Here is a 21,667-nt window from a genome sequence, read left to right as displayed (position 1 = left end):
TTATGCGGTGCGATTATGCTTGCCGGTATTGTGGATTTGTTTGCGCCCGAGAACGCGTAAGGTAAGATTCCGTGTGCCGCGTAAAGCGGGATAGATCGTGTTCAGGAATTTCGCATTGGCAATGAAGGGCAGCCCGGTCCATTTCGGCGCCAACTGGGAATGGATATAGGCCATTGCCGCGCCATGTGTCAGGGTCTCGCCCTCGACTTCGACGATAAAGCTCTCATCGATCTCATATCCCTTGGCCGCATAGTCTGCCATGAGGTCGGGATTCTCCCGCGCATTGATGAGGTCGACCTTGCCATGGCGTTCCTTCAGGCGGGTATACTTCGTATACGCCACACAGAAGGGACATTCCCCGTCATAAACGACACGGATCATGCGGGCGCCCCTGCTGGGCGATACCCTTGCAGGCGGTCAATCGCCGCGTGTATCCGGTCGGCGGGAATGACGGCAAGGTATCCAATGATCATGGTCAAGGAATAGGTGTCCACGTTCAGCATCAGCGCAAAACATAAATGGAGCGCTATGCCGATCGTACAAGTGACAGGTAACCACAGGCGGCAAAGCACCGCAGCAGCCAGATAATACTCTACGATCAGTACAATGATGGAAGCGGTGATCAGGAACAGCTTGAGCGTCAGCAGGGGATAGAGGATGTGCCCTGCATAGCCCCATTCAAAAACCCGGGCGAGCCAGTCGCCGCTGAGATAGAATACACTCGTCTTGTCGACCGCCGCCCAGAAATAAAGCGCTGCCATCTGCACCGTCATCAGGCGGAAGGCCCAGCCGGGACCCATCTCATCTGGGATCGGTTTGCCCGCATTCTCTGCGGCGCGGATCGCCAGCCACCTGTCAATCGAATAGGCGCGATCCGATGGCCCCATCGCAATGATCAGGGTTGAGAGCATCAGCATGTAAGCATGGTGGTGGGTGTATTCATGGACGCCCAGGCCATAGCCAAAAACGTAATACTGCATCGCCAGCGTGGCAAAAAGGAAGGCGGCAGCCAGCCGTGTCTTGAAGCCGACCAGCACCAGCGCCGTCGTGCCAAAGAACATGAGGCTTAAGAAAAGCTCGGCGTCACTGTCCGCGCCGAACATGCCGTTCATCGCGCCATAGCGGTTCCACAACAGGGCAACAATCCCGATACGGAAGAGCGCAATGGGCCGGGCCGAAACCTGTACGCTCGAAATCTCCTCAATTGAGGCGCGTAGCTCTCTCATCATGCCGGCACCTCACAGACTCGCATGGCTTCCATCCGGGTCCAGTGGCGTCGCTCCGCCAACACGCCATCAAAGGTCAGGCGCGCGCCTTCGGGCAGGGTCGTGCAGGTCGCGGCGGCAAAATGGGCAAGCCCCTCAGGCCCCTTGGCATAGCCATCAAAGCGGTAGATCGGTCGCCGCACAGGATAGCGGGTCATCCCGGCGACCTCGAGCGGGCTCAGATCTTGCGTCCGGCCATCGGCATATTCGATGCGGAATGTGCCCTTTGGCAGCCCGACCCCGACGCCTGAAAACATCGTCCATTGCCGGACCATGGGCGCGCCCGTTCCGAAGAGCTGCGGCAGGGCGGGCGAGAACAGCATATAGGCCGCCATCGCGGTAAAGGCGGCGGCGGCAAAGGGCCGGCGGAGGGGGCGAACGGGTTCAGCCATGACAGGACGTCTCCTTGGAAGCCTGTCTCGTAGCGAAACATGGGAAATATCGGGTTAAACCGGGCCTTGGCCCCCCGATACCGCATTGCGAAAGCCCCGCGGCATCTATAAATCGCCGCGATGACCGAGCTTTCCAAGATCCGTAATTTCTCCATCGTGGCGCATATCGACCACGGCAAGTCGACGCTGGCCGACCGGCTGATCCAGGTCACCGGCGGGCTGACCGACCGCGAGATGAAGGAGCAGGTGCTCGACAATATGGAGCTCGAGCGTGAGCGCGGCATTACCATCAAGGCGCAGACTGTCTCGCTGAAATATACCGCGAAAGACGGCGAGACCTATCAGTTGAACCTGATCGACACGCCCGGTCACGTCGACTTTGCCTATGAAGTGAACCGCAGCCTCGCCGCCGTTGAGGGCTCGTTGCTGGTGGTCGATGCCAGCCAGGGCGTTGAGGCCCAGACCCTCGCCAATGTCTATCAGGCGATCGAGGTCAATCATGAGATCGTCCCCGTTCTGAACAAGATCGACCTGCCCGCCGCCGAACCCGACCGGGTGAAGGAGCAGATCGAAGATGTGATCGGGCTTGATGCCTCTGACGCGGTTCTGATGTCCGCCAAGACAGGCATCGGCATCGACGATGTGCTCGAGGCCATTGTCACGCGCCTGCCGGCGCCAAAGGGTGATCCCGATGCGCCGTTGAAAGCCATGCTGGTTGACAGCTGGTATGACAGCTATCTCGGCGTCGTAGTCCTGATCCGCGTCATCGACGGGAAGATCCGTAAGGGTCAGAAAATCCTGATGATGAACGCAAAAGCGGTCTACACGGTCGATTCTGTGGGCAAGTTCACGCCCCACCGCACCACGGTTGCGGAAATGGGGCCGGGCGAGATCGGCTATATCACCGCCTCGATCAAGGAAGTCGCTGACACCAATGTTGGTGATACGATTACGGATGAGCGCCGCCGCGCGGACAAGCCCCTTGCCGGGTTCAAACCGTCCCAGCCGGTCGTCTTCTGCGGGCTCTTCCCAGTCGACAGCGCAGAATTCGAAGATTTGCGCGACGCCATCGCCAAGCTGCGGCTCAATGATGCGAGTTTCGAGTTCGAGATGGAAACCTCCGCCGCGCTCGGCTTTGGCTTCCGCTGCGGCTTTCTCGGGCTCCTGCATCTGGAGATCATCCGTGAGCGGCTCGAGCGTGAGTTCAATATCGATCTCATCACCACCGCGCCATCGGTTGTCTATCACATGTTCCTGACCGACGGCACGATGGAGGAGTTGCACAACCCCGCCGATATGCCCGACCCCGTCAAGATCGACCATCTGGAGGAGCCGTGGATCAAGGCCACCATTCTGGTCCCGGACGAATATCTCGGCGCAGTCCTGAAGCTGTGTGAGGAGCGCCGCGGCGTCCAGCAGGACCTGACCTATGCCGGCTCCCGCGCCATGGTGGTTTATGAGCTGCCGCTGAACGAGGTCGTCTTTGACTTCTATGACCGGCTCAAATCCATCACCAAGGGCTATGCGTCGTTCGACTATCAGATCACCGGCTACCGCCAGGATGATCTGGTCCGTATGCAGATTCTGGTGAATGAGGAGCCGGTGGACGCGCTCGCCATCATCGTGCACCGGTCAAAGGCGGAATATCGCGGCCGCGCGATGTGCGAGAAGCTCAAGGATCTCATCCCGCGTCACCAGTTCAAGATCCCGATCCAAGCGGCGATCGGCGGCCGGGTCATCGCGCGCGAAACTATCGGGGCCTTACGGAAAGACGTGACCGCCAAATGCTATGGCGGCGATGCGACGCGGAAAAGGAAGCTGCTCGAGAAGCAGAAAGAGGGGAAGAAAAAGATGCGCCAGTTCGGCCGCGTCGACATCCCTCAGGATGCGTTCATCAAGGCCCTGAAGATGGATGGGTGAGTAGTTTACTCTCCTCCTAAACTTACCCTCCACCCGCTCATCCCCGCGCAGGCGGGGATCTGCCTCTGATGCGCTGGTCTCTCATTTTCGAGGTGCGAACAGACAGACCTCAGCCTCATCACGGAAGACCAGATGCCCGCCTTCGCGGGCATGAGCGGAGAGAGGGGGAAGATACGAGGGCGGCCCCTCCCCAATCCCTCACAAGTCGGGCCATCTTTACAGCCGATGCGTCTTGCGGGCACACTTATCGCCTCTGGGGGTGGGTGACATGGCCAAATTCCGTATCCGTGCCGCATTAGCGTCCGCAGCATTGCTGCTCAGCGCCTGCGAGATCACGCCGGAGAACCTGGCCATCATCAACCAGGCGCTTCTTGAGGCGAGTACTACCTATGCGACCCCGACCCCCTATCAGACGCGCGGATCGGAGGTGTCGTGTGTCACCTATCTGCCGACGGGCCAGCGCTTTCGCGTTTACACCCGCATTTTCACGGGCGCCCAGCTCAACAGCGCGACTGGGCGGTACGGGCGCTACGGCTATGATCCTTACAGCCGCTATGCCGTGCTCTATTGGCAGGACGGGCGGGTGACGGTGATCCGGCTCGATGCTTATGGTTCTGTGCAGATCCCATCCTATGGCGTGCAGGGGACGGATGAGTCGGGCCGCCGCTGGCTGATCAGCAACAGCACCTATTCGTGCTATTGAGCAGGCTTAAGCCCTTCATCCCGTTACGGAACTGACACTCGGGGGTGGGAAGGCTGACACTTTTCCGCCACAATTCGTTCCTAGCCTTTTTACCATTCGTGGGCATCACCGGGAGGACATGACAATGAACAAAAGGCTCTTTGCCGCTCTTGGCACTGGCGCCGCGCTCACCCTGACCGCGCTTTCGCCTGCCACAGCTCAGGTGCGGGGATATTCCGCCATCGGGCCGGCCGGTTCGACGCGCGTTGACGTCAATGTAACGGTCCAGACTTCCGATCAGTACCGGGACGACCGTTATTATGACGACCGCGCCTATTATGATGATCGCGACCGCTATTACGAGGATCGCTATTACCGCGAGCAGGCAGCGCGTGACCGGTATTATGAGGATGCCTATTACAATGACCGCAATCGCCGCCGCGGCGAGGTCTATTATCCGCGACAGGATAATTCAGGCGAAGTGATCGCAGGCGTGCTGGTCGGCGCGGTGCTCGGCTATGCGCTGGCGGACAGCAATGACCATCATCACCACTACCGGTCTTCTCATCGCTACAGCCATAACCGGCATTATAATAAGCGCCGCCGCTATTATCGCAGCCATTGGTAGGCTGAACATGAAAACCCCCGCGGAGGGTTTGGCCTCGCGGGGGATTTCTGCACAGTGGGGAATGGGGCCGTTTGGCCTCGGGGGTTACCAGTTGGCGGCGACCTGCACGGCCTCTTCTTCTGTTTCCTGATCATTTTGCGCAAAGCGCATGTCCGGCTTGACGGTGGTGTCATCTTCCAGCTCGGCAAAGCGGGCCTGCATCACGGCGGTCGGGGCGGCGATCTCGACGCTCAGCTCCAGGCTTGCCTGACGGGTGAACTCGCCGACCTGGTTGGGGTCGAACTCAACCTCTTGGGCCTTGGCGGCAGCAACGGCGACGAAAGCGGCGGCAACGGTGGCGGCGGCGGTTTTCATGGTGAAGCTCATGGTCTCTCTCCTCAATTCGATGTTCCGGGGCCGCTTCATCGCGGCGACAAGGATGAGATAGCAATTCGTGCGGCGGGCACGTGTGACGGGCATCACCGGATTAACCATAAAGGGGCAAAAGCGGGCGGGAGATTGCCCGGCGGCCCATTTCCGCCTAGCGTGAGGGCCGGTTTTTGAAGCCGGGGTAGAGGGGGAACGAAGATGCGCAAATTCCTGACAATCGCAGCGCTTCTGGCGCTTGGCGCCTGTGCCAGCGGGCTCTCCGAAGAGCAGTGCGAGAGCGGCGATCCGGCCTCGTTCGGTTATGAAGATGGCCGCAATGGCTATCCGGTCACCCGGGTTGAGGATCGCGTTGCGCAGTGCAGCCGCTATGAGCTGGCCTTTGATCGCGGCGCCTATGCGCGCGGCTGGGAGGAGGGCAACCGGCTCTTCTGTACGCCGCAGGGCGCGCTCGATGCAGCATTGCAAGGCCGGGGCGATATCCTCAGTTGTCCTCAGGCGGATCTTCTGACGCGCGATGCTTTCAGCGTCGGCCGCGACTATGCGCGGGCCAAGAGCAACTTTGACAGTGCGCGCAGCCGCTATGACTCGCTGCTCTCAAAGATCCGCTCGGCCCGCTATACGATTGAACGGTCACGCCGCCAGCTCGTCAATGAAGAAGACGATAATGCGCGCCAAGAGCTTTATCGCCGGATAGAGCGGGCACGGAGGGATCTGCGCGAGGCCGATGACGATCTTTATTACGCGGAGCGCCAGCTGCGCGATACCGAGCGCGATTTTGATCGCGCCGAATATGACCTCTCGCGCATTCAGGCCGAGATCCGTTCGCGCAATTACTAGAGCGGCATTCGGGCTCGAAGTGGCAAGGCATTGACGGCTCCCCCCATAGCCGCGCAAGGCGGGGGGATGAATTCGATGCTCACTCCCGACATCGCCATGGTCGTCGAGACGGCCATCGCGCCGATCTTTTTGCTCGTTGCCATTGGCAGCCTGCTCAATGTCATGACTTCGCGGCTGGGTCGGGTGGTCGACCGAGTGCGGTCACTGGAGGACGGGCTTGAGGCTGGCGAGACCGGCGAGGAACGCGCCCGCCATGTCGATGAGCTGAAAACCCTGTCGCGGCGGATCAACTATTCGAACCGGGCGATCACGCTTTGCACTGTCGCGGCCCTTCTCGTCAGCGTGCTGGTCGCGATCACCTTTTTCGGGGAGATCACAAGCCTGCCAGTCGCTGCGGGGATCGCGCTTCTCTTTGTGCTGGCAATGGGCCTTTTGATCAGCGGGCTTGCCTATTTTCTTGCAGAGATCCGGGTTTCTACTCGGCAATTGCGGGTGCGGCATGATCTTTTCGATCTGCCTGCCGGGAATGATTGAACTCCCCGGCTGACTGGGCTTTCTTCTGGGATGTGACATCATCCGGGAGAGCGTAAGATGGCAAGATGGGATAACCGGCGGCGCAGTGACAATGTGGAGCGCCGGGCGGGCCAGGCAGTTGGCGCCGGGGCGATCTTCATGCTGATCCGCTTTATCTTCAGCAAGTTCGGCATTGTCGGCGTCGCGGTGGTGGTGGCCGGCTATTTCGGCCTGAAGCAGATCGGCATCGACCCGCTCCAGCTTCTTGCGGGCGGCAGTCCGACCCAGTCGACTGAAGTCGGCGATGGTCAGTATGACGATGAAATCCTTGCAGTCGTTGCCAGTACCGAAGACATCTGGGCGCGGGTCTTCCGCGAAGAAGGACTTAATGGCGGTATCTATCCAGCGCCAAAGGTCGTGATCTTCTCAGGTGCCGTCAGCACCGCCTGCGGCACGGCGCCGTCATCGGTCGGCCCGTTTTATTGCCCCGGCGACCGCAAGGTCTATTTCGACACGATCTTTTTCAAGGAGCTCGAGACACGGTTCAATGCGGGTGGTGATTTTCCGCGTGCTTATGTGATCGCGCATGAGGTCGGCCACCATGTGCAGACGGTCGTTGGCATCTCTGATCAGGTTAGATCGGCACAAGGCCGGATGGGCCAGTCAGAAAGCAATCAGATGCAGGTCCGGATGGAGCTACAGGCGGACTGTCTTGCAGGCCTGTGGGCCAATGGCGAGCGGCGTCAGGCGCTCGAGCCCGGCGATATTGAAGAGGCGCTGACGGCGGCGGCGGCCATCGGTGATGATACGCTCCAACGCCGCTCAGGTGGGACGATCAAGCCCGAGACCTTTACTCACGGTACGTCTGAACAGCGCAAGCGCTGGTTCTATCGCGGCTTTGACGCAGGGTCATTCGGCGCTTGCGACACGTTCCAGGTGCCCTACAGCCAGCTCTAGGCTTAACTGCCTTTTGCGGCGGCCGTCTGGGCCCAGTCGCGGTGATCGCGGTCAAGCTCATAGGCGGCAATCGCCGCAAGGGTGACGATATCAGTCCCTTGGGCGCCTGTCGGCATGATCTGAACCGGCCGCTGCAGGCCGATGAGGAGCGGGCCGAGCACAGTTGCCCCGCCGATCTCCGCCATCAGCTTGGACGCTATGCCGCCTGAGTGAAGCCCCGGACAGATCAGCACATTGGCCGGTCCATTCAGGCGGGAGAAGGGATAGATCGCTTCCATCCGGTCATAGTTGAGCGCCATGCGCGGCGTCATCTCGCCCTCATATTCAAAATCGCAGGCCGGATAGAACCGGTCGAGCACGCGCACCGCTTCTGCAATGCGGGCGACATCTTCCGTCTCCGGATTACCGAAATTCGAATGGCTGAGGAAGGCGACGCGCGGGGTAAAGCCCATCTGCCGGACGGCATGGGCGGTCTGCACCGCGATGTCGGCGAGTTCTTTGGGCGTTGGGCGCTCCGTGATCGTCGTATCCGCCATGAAGACGGTGCGGCCCTTGGCCAGCATCACCGACATACCGATGATCCGCTCGCCAGGACGCGGGTCAAGCGCCAGATTGATGTTGTTGAGCGCGACATTGTAGTGCCGGGTCAGGCCCGTCACCATGCCGTCACCATGGCCATGGGCCAGCATGCAGGCGGCAAAAACGTTCCTGTCCTGATTAACCAGACGGCGGCAGTCCCGCTCTAGATAGCCGTCGCGCTGCAGGCGGTCATAAAGATAGCGGGTATAGAGCGAGGTGTTCGCAGAATGCCGCGCATTCCAGATTTCGATATTGTGCGACCGCGGCAGGCCGAGCCGCTCGATTTCGCGGTTCACCAGCTCGTCCCGGCCGATCAGGATCGCCTGCCCCAGCTCTTGCTGCTGGAAGGCATAGGCGGCGCGGATCACCACCTCCTCTTCGCCCTCGGCAAAGACGATGCGTTTGGGTGTTTCACTGGCACGCAAGCTCGCATGGATCTTCTGCAGGAAGCCAGCGGAGGGATCGAGCCGGGTCGCAAGTTTTGCAGCGTAGGCCGGCAGGTCCTTGATCTGCTTGCGGGCAACGCCTGTGTCCATCGCGGCTTTTGCAACGGCGGGCGGGATCTTGGAGATCAGCCGCGGATCGAACGGGGTCGGAATGATATAGCCGGGGCCATATTGCAGGCGCTTGCCGTAAGCGGCGCCCACTTCGTCGGGCACATCCTCTCGGGCAAGCTCGGCCAGCGCGTTGGCGCAGGCGATCTTCATTTCCTCATTGATCGTCCGGGCCCGGACATCAAGGGCGCCGCGGAAGATGTAGGGGAAGCCCAGAACATTGTTGACCTGATTGGGATAGTCAGAGCGCCCGGTTGCCATGATCGCGTCATCGCGGACTTCCCGGACCTGTTCAGGCGTGATTTCCGGTGTCGGGTTCGCCATGGCGAAGATGATCGGGTTCTTGGCCATGGACTTGACCATGTCCTGACTGATCGCCCCGGCAACCGACAGGCCAAGCGCCACATCTGCGCCTTCCATGGCGTCGGCGAGAGTGCGTTTGTCCGTATCCACCGCATGTGCGGAGCGCCACTGGTCCATACCGTCTTCGCGGCCCTGATAGAGAACCCCCTTGCGGTCGCAGACGAGAACGTTTTCGTGCTTAGCGCCCATGGCCTTGATCAGGCCGATCACGGCAAGCGCCGAAGAGCCGGCGCCGGAAACGGCGATCTTCACATCGCCGATCTTTTTGCCGGTGATATCGAGCGCGTTGATCAGGCCTGCCGCAGCGATGATCGCTGTGCCGTGCTGGTCATCGTGAAAGACCGGAATGTCCATCAGCTCTTTGAGCCGCTGTTCGATCACGAAACTGTCAGGTGCAGAGATGTCTTCGAGATTGATGCCGCCGAATGACGGGCCGAGATATTTCACGGCATTGATGAATTCGTCCGGGTCCTCCGTATCGACCTCGAGGTCGATGGAGTCGATATCGGCAAAGCGTTTGAAGAGGACCGACTTGCCTTCCATGACTGGCTTGGAGGCTAGCGCCCCCAGATTACCAAGGCCGAGGATCGCGGTGCCGTTCGAGATCACCGCGACCATGTTGCCGCGGGTCGTCAGATCATAGGCGCTGTCGGGGTCTTCTGCGATCTTCTTGACCGGCACGGCGACACCGGGCGAGTAGGCCAGCGAGAGATCGCGCTGTGTCGCCATCGGTTTCGTGGGGGTGATCTCCAGCTTGCCGGGCTTGCCGCGCGCGTGAAAATCAATGGCTTCCTCATCTGTGAGTTTGATCGAACTGTCGTCGGCCATGGAACCTTATCTTCTTTTTGTGCAAGTCGTTCAAAATTCGCCTTACGATGCACCTAGCGTGGCGGCAACGCGAAACCCTCAGAATGCTGTATCTTTACAGTGGCGAAGTGTCCGATTTGCGTGAACACCCTTGCGTCCTACATAGGGGGCTAAGAAGAAAGAGCTTCATTCATGTTTATTCAGACCGAAGATACACCAAACCCGCAATCGATGAAATTCCTGCCCGGCCGGGATGTGATCGGCCGTGGTGAGCTGGGCGTCGACTTCCCGACGATCGAGGCCGCCAAGCCCTCACCGCTGGCGGCGGCGCTGTTCGATGTCGATGGTGTCACCGGTGTCTATCTAGGCGGGGACTTTGTGACCGTCACCAAAGACCCAAGCGTCGACTGGGTGCATATCAAACCGGCGATCCTCGGGACGATTGCGGATTATCTCGCCGCTGGTATCCCGGTCCTCGATGAGGGGGCGGCGGGCGGCGCAGATACTGCCGGATCCGCCGATGATTATGAGGGCGAGACTCGAGAGATCGTCGAGCAGATCATCGAGCTGATCGAAACCCGTGTCCGCCCGGCGGTGGCCGCCGATGGCGGGGACATTGTCTTTCACCGTTTTGTCGAAGGCGACGGGATCGTCTTTCTGACCATGAAAGGCGCCTGCGCGGGCTGCCCGTCCTCGACCATGACGCTCAAATCCGGCATCGAGAACCTGCTCAAGCATTATGTGCCCGAAGTGACTGCCGTCGAAGCGGTGGCCTGACATTCATACACTCGCGATAGATACATGCCTTGCGGCGTTGAGCGTCGGCATTGGCGGTGGCGGCAAGGATATCGTCCTGACACGACATATCGGTGTCGGCCATGCCGAGCATCTCGCGCCGATGATCGAAGAGCTGCTGGCGGAAGCCGGGCTGACGCCTGCCGATATCGGTCAGGTTGCGGTGACCGTCGGGCCGGGCTCTTTCATGGGGGTGCGTGTCGGGCTTTCATTTGCGTCCGGCTTTGCCCTGACGCGCGGTCTGCCAACCCTGCCGATCACCACACTTGAGGCGTTGTGGCTTTCTGCGCCGACAGGCGCGAAGGGCGCGGTCCTGATCGATGCGCGGCGCGGGCAGGTCTATGGACAGGTCTTTGATGGCAGCTCGGCACAGCCTTTCCTGCTCGATATCGACGCGGCGCGTGCCGCCACGGCGCCGGTCATCGAGGGCGGCGGCGTCCTGATCGGTAGTGGCGCAGAGATCGTCTGGCCGGATCAGAAACCCGTTGCCGGTCCGTACCCCGATCTTGGGCTTCTGCTCGCCGCTGTCCCCCAGCTCAGCCCAGGCCCGCTTCATCCGCTCTATTTGCGTCCGCCTGATGCGGCGCCGATGGCAAAGCGCGCATGAGTGTCCGTACCGCTCGCCCCGGAGACGAAGGCCTCCTGTCCCGTCTCCATCACGCTGTCTTTGAGACCTCCGTCTGGGATGAGAAGTTCTGGTATAACTCGATTACTGATGACAGCAGTCTCGTTCTGATCGCGGAAGCCTCCGGCACGCCCGGCGGGCTGATCGCGACGCGCCAGATTCTCGATGAGGCGGAGATCCTGACCTTGGGCGTCATCGCAATCGAGCGCCGTCAGGGCCATGCAAGGCTTCTCCTCGAAGAGGCGCTGAAAGGTCTTGAGGCCAGCGGGGTGACGCGCGTCTTCCTCGAGGTGGCGACCGATAACGACCCTGCGATCCAGCTTTATGCGGGCGCAGGGTTCAGCAATGTCGGCCAGCGCAAGGACTATTACGGGAGCGGCCGGCCGGCCCTGATCATGGAGTGGTGTCCCGGCTTGCCCGAACATCACGATACCGCCTAGAAGCATCGAATGGACCGCCTCGAAAAACTTTGCGCCGAAAAAGGCCTTCGCATGACGGAGCAACGCCGGGTCATTACCCGCGTTCTCTCTTTGGCTGACGATCATCCGGATGTGGAGGAAATCCACCGCCGGGCATCAGAGCTTGATGACCGCATCTCTATTGCGACGGTGTACCGTACGCTGAAGCTCCTCGAAGATTACGAGATCGTCCAGCGGCATGATTTTCAGGACGGACGCTCTCGCTATGAGGAAGCGACCGAGGAACACCACGATCACCTAATCAATGTTCGTACACGGGAAGTCATCGAATTCGTCAATGAAGAGATCGAGGCGCTGCAGGAAAAGATCGCGCGGGAGCATGGCTTCCGCCTCGTCGATCACCGGCTCGAGCTTTATGGCGTGCCGCTTGATGAGTCAGAGAAAAAGTAGACGGCCTCAGGGCCGTTCATGCGTGAACAGGCCCTCGGTCGCCCCGACCCGCCAGCCTGAGCGCCGCCAACGCGGCGTGTTCCATTCCTTCTCGATATCCGGAAATCCGTTGACCCGGCGCGGGGAGGGGTGCGCCTCGGCATAGGCGATGATCTCATCAAGCAGGAATTCCCGCCGTACCATGATCGATTGATTGGTCCAGGGCAGGCAAGCCGATGAGATGAGCCATCCGCCGTCATCGCGCGCCTGGATAAAGTCAGGGAACATGGCGTCGGGATATTCTTCTGAATAAAGCGCCGTGCCAGCCAGCCGCTTTGCCTTCCCCACACGGATCGTCCGGCGGAGATAGGGCATCGCGCCTTCGCCGTGATAGCGGAGGTATTTGCCCAGCGTGTCGAATTTCTGCCCCGGCTGCTTGCGGTGCCGCAGGCGTACGACCTGCGCTTCGCCATTGGCCAGCATCTCGGTGGCGGCCTCAATCTGGCGGGCGACTTCTTCATGCCCCTCTATCAACGGCAGATCGTTTTCGAGCAGAAGAATGATGTCCGAACTCATCGCAGCGGCAAGGTTCCGGAAGCCGCCCAATATCCCCTGATTGTCGGGTGTGCCGCCATAGGGCAGGCCATGGCGGTCGGCCAGCGCCCGGTCTGCATCGCTCTCTTCCTGAAACCAGATCAGCTTTTCGTCGAACAGGTCCCAAAGTCCCGCGGCGCCATAACCGGCGAGAATGTCGTCGAGCCCGTCATGGGCCCGCCAGCTCAATATGCCGATGCCGCGAGATGTCATAAGTCCTTCTACCAGAATGTTCTTCGCAAGGGACCAGCTATCTTCAGTGCCGCCAGAATGGCCCAATGCGGGATAGTGACGAGCCGCCCCTGCCGCGCTAGATGGCGCATATGCTGAATTTCGAAGCCCTTCGCGCGGCGCGCACCCGTACCGAACCCTTCACCTATATCGTGGCGGAGGGGGCCCTTTCGCTTGACGAGGCGGCAGGTGTCCGCGCCGATTACCCGGCGATCGCCAAGACCGGCTATCTGCCGCTGTCAAAGCTCGACAGCCATGGACGCTTCGCCGAGTTGATCTCGGATCTGCAATCGCCGGAGCTGGCGGATGTCCTTTCCGACAAGCTGGGACTGGAGCTGCGCGACAAGCCGCGCATGATCACGGTACGGAAGCTTTCAAAGGAAAGCGATGGGCGCATCCATAATGATTCAGAGAGCAAGATCTGCACCATGCTGGTTTATCTGAATGAGAGCTGGGATAAGGACGAGGGCGGGGCCATCCGTGCCCTGAATGGCGATCAGTCAATGGACGACTACGCCGAAGAGGTCGAGCCTCTGGCGGGTAATGTCTTTGCCTTTGCCCGGTCGGAGACGAGTTGGCATGGACATCCGCCCTTTGGCGGTGAGCGGTACGTCATCCAGACGACCTTCCTGATCAATCAGGACGAGCTTGACCGCAAGGAGAACCGCGGCGGTTTGCAATATTTCCTCAAAAAGCTGAACCCGTTCGAGGGCAAGCGAGGCTAGTCTGCCCGGCTACTTATGGCGCGTTACTGATGCTCCCGAGTTGCAGGAGACGTCGGTGGCGCGGGAGTTTGTTTCGCCTACGTAAAGTTTTACTGATTTTGTGGCCTCGATCTTAATCATCGATGGCCATTCTCAACTTTAGGTGTTTGTTGCGTGACTTTTCAATCGTCCTGCCGGGTGGCGGCAAGGCGCAAACATGGTGTGGGCAGCAATGGTAGGTGTCGTAAAACATCAGGGCACGAGTGCCCTGCGCGATTTCAATCGCCGCAAGGAGATCCGGTACGACGTCGACCTGCCGGTACAGGTCTATATCGATGGATATAAGGCGGCGGTCGGTTCAACCACAGACATCAGCCTCTCGGGCATCGGGCTTCACCTTCGGAGCCCTTTGGAAGTCGGCAAGATCTATAAGGTCGATATCGACAAGGAACTCGCCCTTCGTGTCAGGATTGTGAGTGGACGAATCGGCATGCGATATGGTGGTTTGTTCGAATTCTCCGAGTGGGAACAGCAGCGGATGACCACGAAGATCAGAAAGCTGATCTCCGTGCATTCATCTGAGACCATGCTCTGAACACTCTCTAAGAGGTGAGCGGAGAATAAAGCTCTGGCCGACGGTCACGAAAAAGGCCCCAAGCGGAGCGTTCGGTTGCCAGCTCATCAAGATCAAAGCTCGCTGTGATGACGCCCGTCTCGGTCCGGTTCAAGTCGGTGACGATTTCGCCGGTCTGGTCAGCGATAAAGCTGGTTCCATAAAAGACCTGTCCGTCCTCATCTCCAAAGCGGTTCGCGGCGATCACCGGCATGGTGTTCGCAACCGCATGGCCCTGCATCCCGCGGCGCCAGCGCGCGGCGGTGTCCATCTCCGGGGCCTGCGGTTCGGCGCCAATGGCGGTCGGGTAGAATAAAAGCTCCGCCCCCTGAAGGGCCATGGCGCGGGCGGCCTCGGGGAACCACTGATCCCAGCAGATACCGACGCCGATCTTGCCGAATTTGGTCGCCCAGACTTTGAAACCCGTATTGCCCGGCCGGAAATAATATTTTTCCTGATAGCCCGGTCCGTCGGGGATATGGCTTTTGCGATAAACGCCCAAGAGCTCGCCATCCGCATCAACACAGACCAGCGAGTTATAGGTGTGCGGACCTTCCCGCTCGAAAATCGATAGCGGCAGGACAACGCCCAGTTCCTTGGCGAGCGGCGCAAAGCGCGTGACCACCGGATGCGTCTGCCAGGGTTGCGCCATGGCAAAATGCTCTTCTTCCTGCGTCTTGCAGAAATAGGGGCCTTCAAAGAGTTCGGGCAGCAGGATCACCTGCGCGCCTTGGCTCGCTGCCTCGCGGACCAGCGCTTCGGCTTCGGCAAAGGAGTCCTTTGCTAGACCCGGCGCATACTGAATAGCGGCAACAGTGACTTTCCGGCTCATGCTACGTCCTCCTCGAATGCGGGGATCTGACAGCTCATGCAGTGGAAGGAGCCGCCGCCGCCTTTCAGGATATGGTCCGCGCGCAGGGGCACGATCTCACGATCCGGGAAAAGTGCATCCAGCTCTTCAGCTGCAGCGGCGCCATTCGCCTCATCATAGGTCGGGAGCAGGACCGCGCCATTGGTGATGATGAAATTGCAATGGCTCGCCGGCACGACATCGCCCTCCTTGTTGGTCACCCGTCCCGGTGAGGGGATGGTTGAGACTTCAAGGCTGAAGGTACGCAAGGCCCGCTCGATCTCTTCAAGGCGTTCCCGGTGCGGATCATCCTCGTCGGAGGCGCGCTGGCAGACGACATGGCCCGGCCCGATGAACCGCGCGATATTATCGATATGACCGTCCGTGTGGTCGTTCACGAGGCCACGGTCGAGCCACAGGATCTCATCGACCCCGAATGTATCGCGCAAGGTGCGCTCCGCCTCGCGCTTTTCCCATCCGCCATTGCGGTTGGGGTTCAGAAGGCAATCCTTGGTCGTCAGCAGGCGTCCTTCACCGTCGATCTCGATCGAGCCGCCCTCAAGAATAAAGTCATGCGAGGTTACATAGGCGCCTTCGATCGCGGCAATCGCGCCTGCGGTATAGCGGTCGTCAGCAGCGCCGAACCGGCCGCCCCAGCCATTGAACCGGAAGGCCTGCGCCGAGAGCGTTCCCTCATCGAAACCGACAATCGGGCCGGTGTCGCGCAGCCACACATCGGTCGCGGAGACGGGATAGAGGTCGGCGACCTCATCCAGCTCGCGTTTAAGCGCATCGGCCATTGACCGAGGGCCGCCGATGGAAACCTTTACGGGAACGAAACGACTGGCGTTACGGATAAGGTTAGCCGCTTCCTCGCGCGCCGTGACGAGCCCCTCGGGCCAGTCATGGGCGAGGCGCGGCCAGCCGATCCACAATGCTGATTGCGGCGCCCATTCAGGCACCAGAGAGAAGGAAATGTCTGTCATTTTTCGCCGATGCCATAAGAGCGGCGTTCTGGATAGGGGAATTTTCAGCCGAATAGCGGCTTGATCGCGTCAAGGTAAACCGACCACGCCTCACGGCCCTTTTCGGTCAGGTGCACATGGGTCACCGGACGGCGATGCTCGAACCCTTTTTCGATGCTGACATAGCCCGCTTCCTCGAGTTTTCTGAGGTGTACGGAGAGGTTCCCATTGGTTGCCTCCAGCACATTCGCAAGCTCCGTAAACCCTGCCGGTGAGACCGAGCCGAGATAGGCCATGATCCCCAGACGGATCCGGCCATGAATCGTCTCATCAATATTGCCCGCATCGAAACCGGCCATGATCACATTGCCTCCTTGAGCGCCGCAGGCTCTGCACGAAGCAGGATGATGCCCGGAATGACCGCAACGAAAAACACGATGACCGCCCCAACCAGATAGGTGAGCGGTGTGCCCGCAAAAAACGGGATGATCCCTGTGCCGATGAAACTGCCGATCGCGGGCAGGCGCATCCATCCCTGTCCGGCGATATAGGAGACGACGAGGAACGCCGTCCCGTATCCCGCAAGGGCGATGGCGACGATCATGTCGAAAAGAACCACAGATGCGCCGGTCAGGCTGATCGCCAGTATCGTGCCGCTTGCAAAGGCGAAAATGCTCATGCCGCCTGCGGTCCAAACCCAGCGCTCGACCTGGTTGGAGACGGCATGAAGGCCGGGTTTGTTCCGGATGGCTTTGGGAAATGTGGCCATGAATCCGCCGGCGATCGCCATGACGATCAACCACATCGCGGCGATGGACCAGCCGGGCCAGGCCAACGTCTGCGACAGGATCAGGTACTGGAAGGTATAGGCGATGGTGATAACCGTGCCCCACATGAGCAGATAGCGCCCGCCCAGTAGCGGGGCGTATCGTCCTTCTTCGCTCACTCGTTTGAGAAACGAAATATCATCTCTGGTGGGGTCGGGCGTCATGATTAGCGCGGAAATCTCCTCTGGTGGGGTAATATAAACAAGCTCGTTTGCAAATCAAACTAATGATTGGAAAGGGCAAATGGATGAGAGGCTGCCGAGGCAGGCCTGATTTTTCAACCGAGATACAGAATCCGTCACTGCGATGTTGCAATCATCCGGTTCATTCGCCACGTAACCCGCCGGAAGGCCGCGCGGACGGGCGCCTCGCCAACCCGGTCAGGTCCGGAAGGAAGCAGCCGTAACGAGTTTCCGTCCCGGGTCGTGTCGGTCTTCCACTTATTCCTCCCTTACATTCTGCTCCCTTATAAGCAGCCGCGTCGCCGATTCTGCGCCGGGAGCTTGGTCGGCTTTCTGCCCAATATGCAGAATGGACGACCAAAAAAATCCATATTTATCAGCTCTCTATGCGATCATTGGTCTATATTCTTGACATGATGTATAATAAATCTAACATTATGTAGCGTCAGGCGAACATGCTCGTTCGCTTCAAGCGGCAGGAACAGGAGGGCAGCATGACATTCAGGGAAAAACTGGCCTGGGTCACTCTGGTGGGGATTATCCTCGTTTATGGCGGGCACTTGGTCTCGCTGATCGAGGGCGGCAATATCGTGGTCGGCACCAATACAGAGCTGATCATCGCCATGATCGCTTTCGGTATCGTCACCGCCGTCGGCTCGATCGGGGTGTCGGTCTTCACATCAAAAGCGGACCGCGAGGCTCGTGACGAACGGGATGAGAAGATCACGCTGCGGGCCGAACGGGCGCAGGGCACGATCATCACCATCGGTGCGTTTCTGGTTTTTATTTATGCGCTGATGACCGGCGATCGGCTGATCGCGCATTTCCTGTTCTTCTGGATGGTCGCAGGGGAGTTCGCCAAAGTGCTCTATCAGATCACCCTCTACCGCGGCGCGTCCGCTTGATCATATCGGGAGTGAAATCATGTCTTTTCAGGAAAAAAGCGCGTGGATCCTGCTGCTGGTCTGTCTCATCGTCGGGGGGCTTTACGGCCAAAGCCTGATCGAGGCGGGCGGGATTGGCGCGGAGAGCTGGATCCTCACCGCCATCATCATTTTCATTGTGCTGGCAATCGTCATCCATATTGCGGTCAGCATTCTCTTCTATCGAGATAGCGATAAGAGCGATGAGCGTGACCGGCGCATTGCGCGGCGGGCGGATATTGTCGGGGCTGCCGTTCTGAATGCCACCCTGCTGCTCATCATCGCGCTGTCGCTGAAGGAGGAGAACTGGATGGTCGCGAATATCGCTTTCCTCGGGCTGTTGCTCGCCGAGGGTGTGAAGGCGTTCTGGCAGATCATTCTCTACCGGGTGGAGGGCTGAACCGGATTTGGCCCTTCCCATCAGTAATAATATCCGTCGCTTACGCTTTGATGCCGATGAAATGACGCAGAGTGAGCTGGCCGACAGGATTGGCATGACGCGCCAGACCATCGCCGCGATTGAAAAGGGCAAATACGCCCCCAGCCTCGAGGCGGCCTATCGCATCGCGCATGTCTTCGGCGTGCCGCTCGATGAGGTGTTTCAGTATCATCCGGAGCAAGATGGAAAGTAGTGCCCCCTTTGGTTGACTCTTTGGGAAACCGGTGCCCCCTTTCGGACACATTCCGCTGGCCCTATCGAGACATCGAAAAGGCCCTTCAGGGAGGACCAACATGCTGAAAACCATTCTCACCGCCGCGGGCGCCATTGCTGCTTCCTTCGGGATTGCCGCTGCCCAGCAGGCGGGTGTCGATCTTAATGTCGAACTGGCCGGCGCCTCATCGCAAGGCGTGAAAGGCCGGGCGGCAGGTGCGCCGCCAGTGGCGCAAGCGCGGCCCTACCGCGACAATGATCGCTATGGCGACCGCGACCGGTATGGCCGCGAACGCACCATCGAATGCCGCTCGCGCGGCGGGTATGACCGTTGCGAGGTCGGCGGCCGGATCTGGTCTTTGCGCTATGTCGCCTCACGTTCGTCGGGCAGTTGCCAGATCGGCCGTGACTGGGGCGTCGAGCGCTACGCAGTCTGGGTCGATAATGGCTGCCGCGCGACCTTTCAGGTCCAGCTTGGTGAAGGCGGCTATGGCGGCGGACGCGACGACGACTATGGTCGCGGCGGTTATGGCGAGCTCCAATATATCAAATGCGAGAGCGACAATCGTCGTTACCGGCTGTGCCGGATCAATGAGAACTTCACTGAACTTCGGCTCTATGACCGCCGTTCGGATGCGCCCTGCCGTCGGGGTACCGACTGGGGCGAGACCCGCGAAGGGGTCTGGGTGAATAATGGCTGCCGCGCGGTCTTCTCCTATGTCAGCCGCGACCGGTATCGCCGCTACTAAAGTATGGCTTGTGGAGAGCGGGACGGTTTCCTCCGTCCCGCTTCTGCCCTAGATGTGAGGCGTGTCAGACGCCGCATCCTCTCCCGAATACCGTGTGCTCGCCCGGAAATACCGGCCGCAGAGCTTCGATGACCTTCTTGGCCATGACGCCATGGTCAGAACCCTGCGCAATGCGTTCGATGCGAACCGCATCGCCCATGCCTTCATCCTGACTGGCGTGCGCGGGGTGGGCAAAACGACCACCGCACGGATCATGGCGCGCGCCCTAAATTACGAGACCGATGAGATTGACCGCCCGACCGTCGATATGGCGGTTGAGGGGAAACACTGCCGCGCCATCGCCGAAAGCCGCCACCCGGACGTCATCGAGATGGACGCTGCCTCGCGCACAGGCGTCGGGGACATCCGTGAGCTGATCGAAGGGGTGCGCTATGCCCCGATCGAGGCGCGGACCAAGGTCTATATCATCGACGAGGTGCACATGCTCTCGAACAGCGCTTTCAACGCGCTGCTCAAGACCCTCGAAGAGCCGCCGCCGCATGTGAAATTCATCTTTGCAACGACGGAGATCCGCAAGGTGCCGGTGACGGTCCTCTCGCGATGCCAGAGGTTTGATCTTCGCCGTTTCGATGCCGAGACATTGACGGGACACCTCGCCGGGATCGCCGAGAAGGAAGGCGCCGCGATTGCGCGTGAGGCGCTGTTCATGATCGCGCAGGCCGCTGAAGGCTCGGTGCGTGATGCGCTCTCTTTGCTTGATCAGGCGCTGGTCCAGAAAGCGGGCGAGGCGATCAGTGCGTCGGATGTCCGCGACATGCTGGGGCTCGTTGACCGGACCCAGACCTGGGCCCTGCTCGAGGCCGCAATGAAGGGCGAAACCGCGACCGCGCTTGGATTGTTCCGGGAGCAATATGATGCAGGCGCGGACCCTTCGGCGGTCCTGCGCGATCTGCTCGACATGACGCATCTTCTGACCCGCACGACGGCGGCGGGGGAGGCCGCCGCGCGTCATGGCCAGGCAGGAGAGGCGGATGCGGACCGCGCCATTGCGCTCTCTAAATCCGTGCCGCTCCCGGCGCTGACCCGCTGCTGGTCGCTCCTGATGAAGGCGCTGGAGGAGACGCTGGCGGCGCCCGATGCGGCAGCGGCAGCCGAGATTGGTCTTATCCGCGTGGCCTATGCAGCGGCCCAGCCGACGCCCGAAGAAGCGCTGAAGGCGCTTGGTGAAGGCTCAGGCACCGGAGGCGGCACGCAAAGCCCGGCCCCTGCGGCCCCGCGTGGCGGGGGCGGTGCGCAGGCCGCGCTCGCGCCCCAAGCCTCAGTCGAAGCAAGGGCTGTTCCGGTTGCGCAACAATCTGCTGATCCCGGCATCACCAGCCTGCTTGAGATCGCGCGGCTTGCTGAACAGCACCGCGATGCGGAGCTGAGGACCCTGATCGAGACCTGCCTGATCCCCGTCCATATCGAGGACGGCCGGCTTGATGTCGCGGTGACGAAAGACGCGCCCCAATCCCTGACCGGGCGGCTGACGACGGCGCTGAAGGACTGGACGGACCGCCCCTGGATGATTTCCATCGTCAAGGATCCGGGCGGCGTCAAAACCCTCCGTATGGAACGCGATGAACAGCTTCACGCCCACCCGCTGGTCAAAGCCGCGTTCGAGGCTTTCCCCGGCGCGAAGATTTCGGCCGTCCGCCCGTTGAAAGGGGCCCCCAAGGATAGTGATGAATGATCACCCCTGAATATGCGCAGATGATGGCGCGCTATAATCACTGGCAAAATGACAGCCTCGTCAAAGCCGCCTCAACTCTCACGGATGAAGATCGGTGGGCGGAGCGAGGTGCCTTCTGGGGGTCGATCGGCGCGACCTTCCGGCATATCTACTGGGCGGATTTCCTCTGGCTTGCCCGCTTCGGGGTCGTTGAGGCACCGAAGATCACGAGCTTCGCGGATGCGCAGGCGCATATCGACTGGGACGAGTTTGTGGGTCAGCGGCGCGAGCTTGATGGCGTCATCCGTGACTGGGCCGATGGCATGACGCAAGGCGATATTGACGGTGTGCTGACCTATAAATCGATCTCTTATGGAGAGCTTTCGAACCCGAAAGCGCCCCTGATCGTTCATGTCTTTAACCATGCCACCCATCACCGGGGGCAGATCCACATGATGCTGACCGCGGCGGGGGCGAAACCCGATGATACGGATATTCCGATCATGCCGCAGGAATATAAGGAGTACTGATC

28 protein-coding genes and 1 other RNA gene are annotated in these 21,667 nt (G+C 60.2%); 19 read left to right on the top strand and 10 right to left on the bottom strand.

Annotated features, from left to right (window positions below; translation table 11 throughout):
- From DX908_RS08700 to DX908_RS08690, 3 genes are read right to left on the bottom strand one after another with little or no spacing between them, the layout of a single operon-like run.
- Complete coding sequence (locus DX908_RS08700) at positions 1–381, bottom strand: DCC1-like thiol-disulfide oxidoreductase family protein (protein WP_116391959.1); 381 nt, start codon at positions 379–381, stop codon at positions 1–3.
- Positions 378–1,229, bottom strand: coding sequence for an HTTM domain-containing protein (locus tag DX908_RS08695; RefSeq protein ID WP_116391958.1), 852 nt, complete (start codon positions 1,227–1,229; stop codon positions 378–380). Before DX908_RS08695 ends, DX908_RS08700 begins: the two co-directional genes overlap by 4 nt.
- A complete protein-coding gene (locus DX908_RS08690) occupies positions 1,226–1,657 on the bottom strand; it encodes a hypothetical protein (RefSeq protein ID WP_116391957.1) in 432 nt (143 codons plus the stop codon). The genes DX908_RS08695 and DX908_RS08690 overlap by 4 nt, the downstream gene beginning before the upstream one ends.
- 120 nt (positions 1,658–1,777) lie before the next feature.
- On the opposite strand from DX908_RS08690, the gene lepA reads away from it, so the two are divergent.
- The 3 genes from lepA (at position 1,778) to DX908_RS08675 (ending at position 4,887) form a co-directional block, all read left to right on the top strand.
- Positions 1,778–3,577 (top strand): translation elongation factor 4, encoded by a 1,800-nt coding sequence (gene lepA, locus DX908_RS08685; protein WP_116391956.1) that lies wholly within the window; start codon positions 1,778–1,780, stop codon positions 3,575–3,577.
- A gap of 268 nt (positions 3,578–3,845) precedes the next feature.
- Positions 3,846–4,280 (top strand): hypothetical protein, encoded by a 435-nt coding sequence (locus DX908_RS08680; RefSeq protein WP_116391955.1) that lies wholly within the window; start codon positions 3,846–3,848, stop codon positions 4,278–4,280.
- Between the two features lie 124 nt (positions 4,281–4,404).
- Complete coding sequence (locus DX908_RS08675) at positions 4,405–4,887, top strand: hypothetical protein (protein WP_116391954.1); 483 nt, start codon at positions 4,405–4,407, stop codon at positions 4,885–4,887.
- Positions 4,888–4,971: 84 nt separating this feature from the next.
- Here the strand turns inward: DX908_RS08675 and DX908_RS08670 are convergent, their stop codons facing one another.
- Complete coding sequence (locus DX908_RS08670; RefSeq protein WP_147303760.1) at positions 4,972–5,253, bottom strand: hypothetical protein; 282 nt, start codon at positions 5,251–5,253, stop codon at positions 4,972–4,974.
- Between the two features lie 201 nt (positions 5,254–5,454).
- On the opposite strand from DX908_RS08670, the gene DX908_RS08665 reads away from it, so the two are divergent.
- The 3 genes from DX908_RS08665 to ypfJ all read left to right on the top strand — a co-directional run bounded on the left by DX908_RS08665 (position 5,455) and on the right by ypfJ (position 7,563).
- Complete coding sequence (locus DX908_RS08665) at positions 5,455–6,093, top strand: DUF2799 domain-containing protein (protein ID WP_116391952.1); 639 nt, start codon at positions 5,455–5,457, stop codon at positions 6,091–6,093.
- A 66-nt stretch (positions 6,094–6,159) separates the two neighbouring features.
- On the top strand, positions 6,160–6,627 hold the full coding sequence (locus tag DX908_RS08660; RefSeq protein WP_116391951.1) for a DUF2721 domain-containing protein: 468 nt from the start codon (positions 6,160–6,162) through the stop codon (positions 6,625–6,627).
- 57 nt (positions 6,628–6,684) lie between these two features.
- Positions 6,685–7,563: a KPN_02809 family neutral zinc metallopeptidase gene (gene ypfJ, locus DX908_RS08655; protein ID WP_116391950.1), complete on the top strand. Its 879-nt coding sequence runs from the start codon at positions 6,685–6,687 to the stop codon at positions 7,561–7,563.
- A 2-nt stretch (positions 7,564–7,565) separates the two neighbouring features.
- Here ypfJ and DX908_RS08650 read toward each other — a convergent pair whose 3' ends face one another.
- Positions 7,566–9,887, bottom strand: a complete 2,322-nt coding sequence (locus DX908_RS08650) for an NADP-dependent malic enzyme (protein ID WP_116391949.1) — start codon at positions 9,885–9,887, stop codon at positions 7,566–7,568.
- 171 nt (positions 9,888–10,058) lie between these two features.
- Between DX908_RS08650 and DX908_RS16715 the strand changes: the two genes are divergently transcribed.
- From DX908_RS16715 to DX908_RS08630, 4 genes are read left to right on the top strand one after another with little or no spacing between them, the layout of a single operon-like run.
- Positions 10,059–10,643, top strand: a complete 585-nt coding sequence (locus tag DX908_RS16715) for a NifU family protein (protein WP_116391948.1) — start codon at positions 10,059–10,061, stop codon at positions 10,641–10,643.
- Positions 10,621–11,268 (top strand): tRNA (adenosine(37)-N6)-threonylcarbamoyltransferase complex dimerization subunit type 1 TsaB, encoded by a 648-nt coding sequence (gene tsaB / locus DX908_RS08640; RefSeq protein ID WP_325047974.1) that lies wholly within the window; start codon positions 10,621–10,623, stop codon positions 11,266–11,268. The genes DX908_RS16715 and tsaB overlap by 23 nt, the downstream gene beginning before the upstream one ends.
- Positions 11,265–11,726, top strand: a complete 462-nt coding sequence (locus DX908_RS08635) for a GNAT family N-acetyltransferase (RefSeq protein WP_116391946.1) — start codon at positions 11,265–11,267, stop codon at positions 11,724–11,726. The genes tsaB and DX908_RS08635 overlap by 4 nt, the downstream gene beginning before the upstream one ends.
- A gap of 9 nt (positions 11,727–11,735) precedes the next feature.
- On the top strand, positions 11,736–12,155 hold the full coding sequence (locus DX908_RS08630) for a Fur family transcriptional regulator (protein ID WP_116391945.1): 420 nt from the start codon (positions 11,736–11,738) through the stop codon (positions 12,153–12,155).
- Positions 12,156–12,161: 6 nt separating this feature from the next.
- Here the strand turns inward: DX908_RS08630 and DX908_RS08625 are convergent, their stop codons facing one another.
- Entirely contained in the window at positions 12,162–12,941 is a 780-nt protein-coding gene (locus DX908_RS08625; RefSeq protein WP_116391944.1) for a hypothetical protein, read from the bottom strand.
- 110 nt (positions 12,942–13,051) lie between these two features.
- Here DX908_RS08625 and DX908_RS08620 point away from each other — a divergent pair, with 110 nt between their 5' ends.
- Both DX908_RS08620 and DX908_RS08615 read left to right on the top strand, forming a co-directional pair.
- Positions 13,052–13,684 (top strand): 2OG-Fe(II) oxygenase, encoded by a 633-nt coding sequence (locus DX908_RS08620; protein ID WP_199564653.1) that lies wholly within the window; start codon positions 13,052–13,054, stop codon positions 13,682–13,684.
- A gap of 196 nt (positions 13,685–13,880) precedes the next feature.
- Positions 13,881–14,258: a PilZ domain-containing protein gene (locus tag DX908_RS08615; protein WP_116391943.1), complete on the top strand. Its 378-nt coding sequence runs from the start codon at positions 13,881–13,883 to the stop codon at positions 14,256–14,258.
- A gap of 7 nt (positions 14,259–14,265) precedes the next feature.
- On the opposite strand, the gene aguB is transcribed toward DX908_RS08615, so the two are convergent.
- Genes aguB through DX908_RS08595 form a run of 4 tightly spaced genes read right to left on the bottom strand, consistent with a single transcriptional unit; the run spans position 14,266 to position 17,082 of the window.
- Positions 14,266–15,108, bottom strand: coding sequence for an N-carbamoylputrescine amidase (gene aguB / locus DX908_RS08610; protein WP_116391942.1), 843 nt, complete (start codon positions 15,106–15,108; stop codon positions 14,266–14,268).
- The gene (locus DX908_RS08605) at positions 15,105–16,112 is read right to left on the bottom strand and encodes an agmatine deiminase family protein (protein ID WP_116391941.1); all 1,008 of its coding nucleotides are present in this window, start codon (positions 16,110–16,112) and stop codon (positions 15,105–15,107) included. The genes aguB and DX908_RS08605 overlap by 4 nt, the downstream gene beginning before the upstream one ends.
- 44 nt (positions 16,113–16,156) lie before the next feature.
- Entirely contained in the window at positions 16,157–16,450 is a 294-nt protein-coding gene (locus DX908_RS08600; RefSeq protein ID WP_116391940.1) for a winged helix-turn-helix domain-containing protein, read from the bottom strand.
- A gap of 2 nt (positions 16,451–16,452) precedes the next feature.
- A complete protein-coding gene (locus DX908_RS08595) occupies positions 16,453–17,082 on the bottom strand; it encodes a hypothetical protein (protein WP_116391939.1) in 630 nt (209 codons plus the stop codon).
- Between the two features lie 178 nt (positions 17,083–17,260).
- Between DX908_RS08595 and ffs the strand changes: the two genes are divergently transcribed.
- The 7 genes from ffs to DX908_RS08560 all read left to right on the top strand — a co-directional run bounded on the left by ffs (position 17,261) and on the right by DX908_RS08560 (position 21,665).
- Positions 17,261–17,362, top strand: an RNA gene (gene ffs, locus DX908_RS08590) — signal recognition particle sRNA small type.
- 232 nt (positions 17,363–17,594) lie between these two features.
- A complete protein-coding gene (locus tag DX908_RS08585; RefSeq protein ID WP_147303759.1) occupies positions 17,595–18,005 on the top strand; it encodes a hypothetical protein in 411 nt (136 codons plus the stop codon).
- Between the two features lie 19 nt (positions 18,006–18,024).
- Entirely contained in the window at positions 18,025–18,423 is a 399-nt protein-coding gene (locus tag DX908_RS08580) for a hypothetical protein (RefSeq protein ID WP_116391937.1), read from the top strand.
- A 7-nt stretch (positions 18,424–18,430) separates the two neighbouring features.
- On the top strand, positions 18,431–18,655 hold the full coding sequence (locus DX908_RS08575; protein ID WP_116391936.1) for a helix-turn-helix transcriptional regulator: 225 nt from the start codon (positions 18,431–18,433) through the stop codon (positions 18,653–18,655).
- Between the two features lie 100 nt (positions 18,656–18,755).
- A complete protein-coding gene (locus DX908_RS08570; RefSeq protein WP_116391935.1) occupies positions 18,756–19,424 on the top strand; it encodes a DUF3011 domain-containing protein in 669 nt (222 codons plus the stop codon).
- Positions 19,425–19,485: 61 nt separating this feature from the next.
- Positions 19,486–21,156 carry a DNA polymerase III subunit gamma/tau gene (locus tag DX908_RS08565; protein ID WP_116391934.1) on the top strand — a complete coding sequence of 557 codons (1,671 nt, stop codon included), beginning with the start codon at positions 19,486–19,488 and terminating at the stop codon, positions 21,154–21,156.
- Positions 21,153–21,665 (top strand): DinB family protein, encoded by a 513-nt coding sequence (locus DX908_RS08560; RefSeq protein ID WP_116391933.1) that lies wholly within the window; start codon positions 21,153–21,155, stop codon positions 21,663–21,665. Before DX908_RS08565 ends, DX908_RS08560 begins: the two co-directional genes overlap by 4 nt.
- Positions 21,666–21,667 lie beyond the last annotated feature (2 nt).

It is taken from the genome of Parvularcula marina (genome assembly GCF_003399445.1).
GTDB classification, from domain to species: Bacteria; Pseudomonadota; Alphaproteobacteria; order Caulobacterales; family Parvularculaceae; genus Parvularcula; species Parvularcula marina.
The sequence above is the reverse complement of the archived record's forward strand: the minus strand, read 5'-3'. Positions and strand labels throughout refer to the sequence as shown.

Bases quoted from the DNA above. Each gene is read 5' to 3' on its own strand.
- DX908_RS08700 (WP_116391959.1), bottom strand. From the start codon at position 381: ATGATCCGTGTCGTTTATGACGGGGAATGTCCCTTCTGTGTGGCGTAT.
- DX908_RS08695 (WP_116391958.1), bottom strand. From the start codon at position 1,229: ATGATGAGAGAGCTACGCGCCTCAATTGAGGAGATTTCGAGCGTACAG.
- DX908_RS08690 (WP_116391957.1), bottom strand. From the start codon at position 1,657: ATGGCTGAACCCGTTCGCCCCCTCCGCCGGCCCTTTGCCGCCGCCGCC.
- lepA (WP_116391956.1), top strand. From the start codon at position 1,778: ATGACCGAGCTTTCCAAGATCCGTAATTTCTCCATCGTGGCGCATATC.
- DX908_RS08680 (WP_116391955.1), top strand. From the start codon at position 3,846: ATGGCCAAATTCCGTATCCGTGCCGCATTAGCGTCCGCAGCATTGCTG.
- DX908_RS08675 (WP_116391954.1), top strand. From the start codon at position 4,405: ATGAACAAAAGGCTCTTTGCCGCTCTTGGCACTGGCGCCGCGCTCACC.
- DX908_RS08670 (WP_147303760.1), bottom strand. From the start codon at position 5,253: ATGAGCTTCACCATGAAAACCGCCGCCGCCACCGTTGCCGCCGCTTTC.
- DX908_RS08665 (WP_116391952.1), top strand. From the start codon at position 5,455: ATGCGCAAATTCCTGACAATCGCAGCGCTTCTGGCGCTTGGCGCCTGT.
- DX908_RS08660 (WP_116391951.1), top strand. From the start codon at position 6,160: ATGAATTCGATGCTCACTCCCGACATCGCCATGGTCGTCGAGACGGCC.
- ypfJ (WP_116391950.1), top strand. From the start codon at position 6,685: ATGGCAAGATGGGATAACCGGCGGCGCAGTGACAATGTGGAGCGCCGG.
- DX908_RS08650 (WP_116391949.1), bottom strand. From the start codon at position 9,887: ATGGCCGACGACAGTTCGATCAAACTCACAGATGAGGAAGCCATTGAT.
- DX908_RS16715 (WP_116391948.1), top strand. From the start codon at position 10,059: ATGTTTATTCAGACCGAAGATACACCAAACCCGCAATCGATGAAATTC.
- DX908_RS08635 (WP_116391946.1), top strand. From the start codon at position 11,265: ATGAGTGTCCGTACCGCTCGCCCCGGAGACGAAGGCCTCCTGTCCCGT.
- DX908_RS08630 (WP_116391945.1), top strand. From the start codon at position 11,736: ATGGACCGCCTCGAAAAACTTTGCGCCGAAAAAGGCCTTCGCATGACG.
- DX908_RS08625 (WP_116391944.1), bottom strand. From the start codon at position 12,941: ATGACATCTCGCGGCATCGGCATATTGAGCTGGCGGGCCCATGACGGG.
- DX908_RS08620 (WP_199564653.1), top strand. From the start codon at position 13,052: ATGCTGAATTTCGAAGCCCTTCGCGCGGCGCGCACCCGTACCGAACCC.
- DX908_RS08615 (WP_116391943.1), top strand. From the start codon at position 13,881: ATGGTGTGGGCAGCAATGGTAGGTGTCGTAAAACATCAGGGCACGAGT.
- aguB (WP_116391942.1), bottom strand. From the start codon at position 15,108: ATGAGCCGGAAAGTCACTGTTGCCGCTATTCAGTATGCGCCGGGTCTA.
- DX908_RS08605 (WP_116391941.1), bottom strand. From the start codon at position 16,112: ATGACAGACATTTCCTTCTCTCTGGTGCCTGAATGGGCGCCGCAATCA.
- DX908_RS08600 (WP_116391940.1), bottom strand. From the start codon at position 16,450: ATGGCCGGTTTCGATGCGGGCAATATTGATGAGACGATTCATGGCCGG.
- DX908_RS08595 (WP_116391939.1), bottom strand. From the start codon at position 17,082: ATGACGCCCGACCCCACCAGAGATGATATTTCGTTTCTCAAACGAGTG.
- DX908_RS08585 (WP_147303759.1), top strand. From the start codon at position 17,595: ATGACATTCAGGGAAAAACTGGCCTGGGTCACTCTGGTGGGGATTATC.
- DX908_RS08580 (WP_116391937.1), top strand. From the start codon at position 18,025: ATGTCTTTTCAGGAAAAAAGCGCGTGGATCCTGCTGCTGGTCTGTCTC.
- DX908_RS08570 (WP_116391935.1), top strand. From the start codon at position 18,756: ATGCTGAAAACCATTCTCACCGCCGCGGGCGCCATTGCTGCTTCCTTC.
- DX908_RS08560 (WP_116391933.1), top strand. From the start codon at position 21,153: ATGATCACCCCTGAATATGCGCAGATGATGGCGCGCTATAATCACTGG.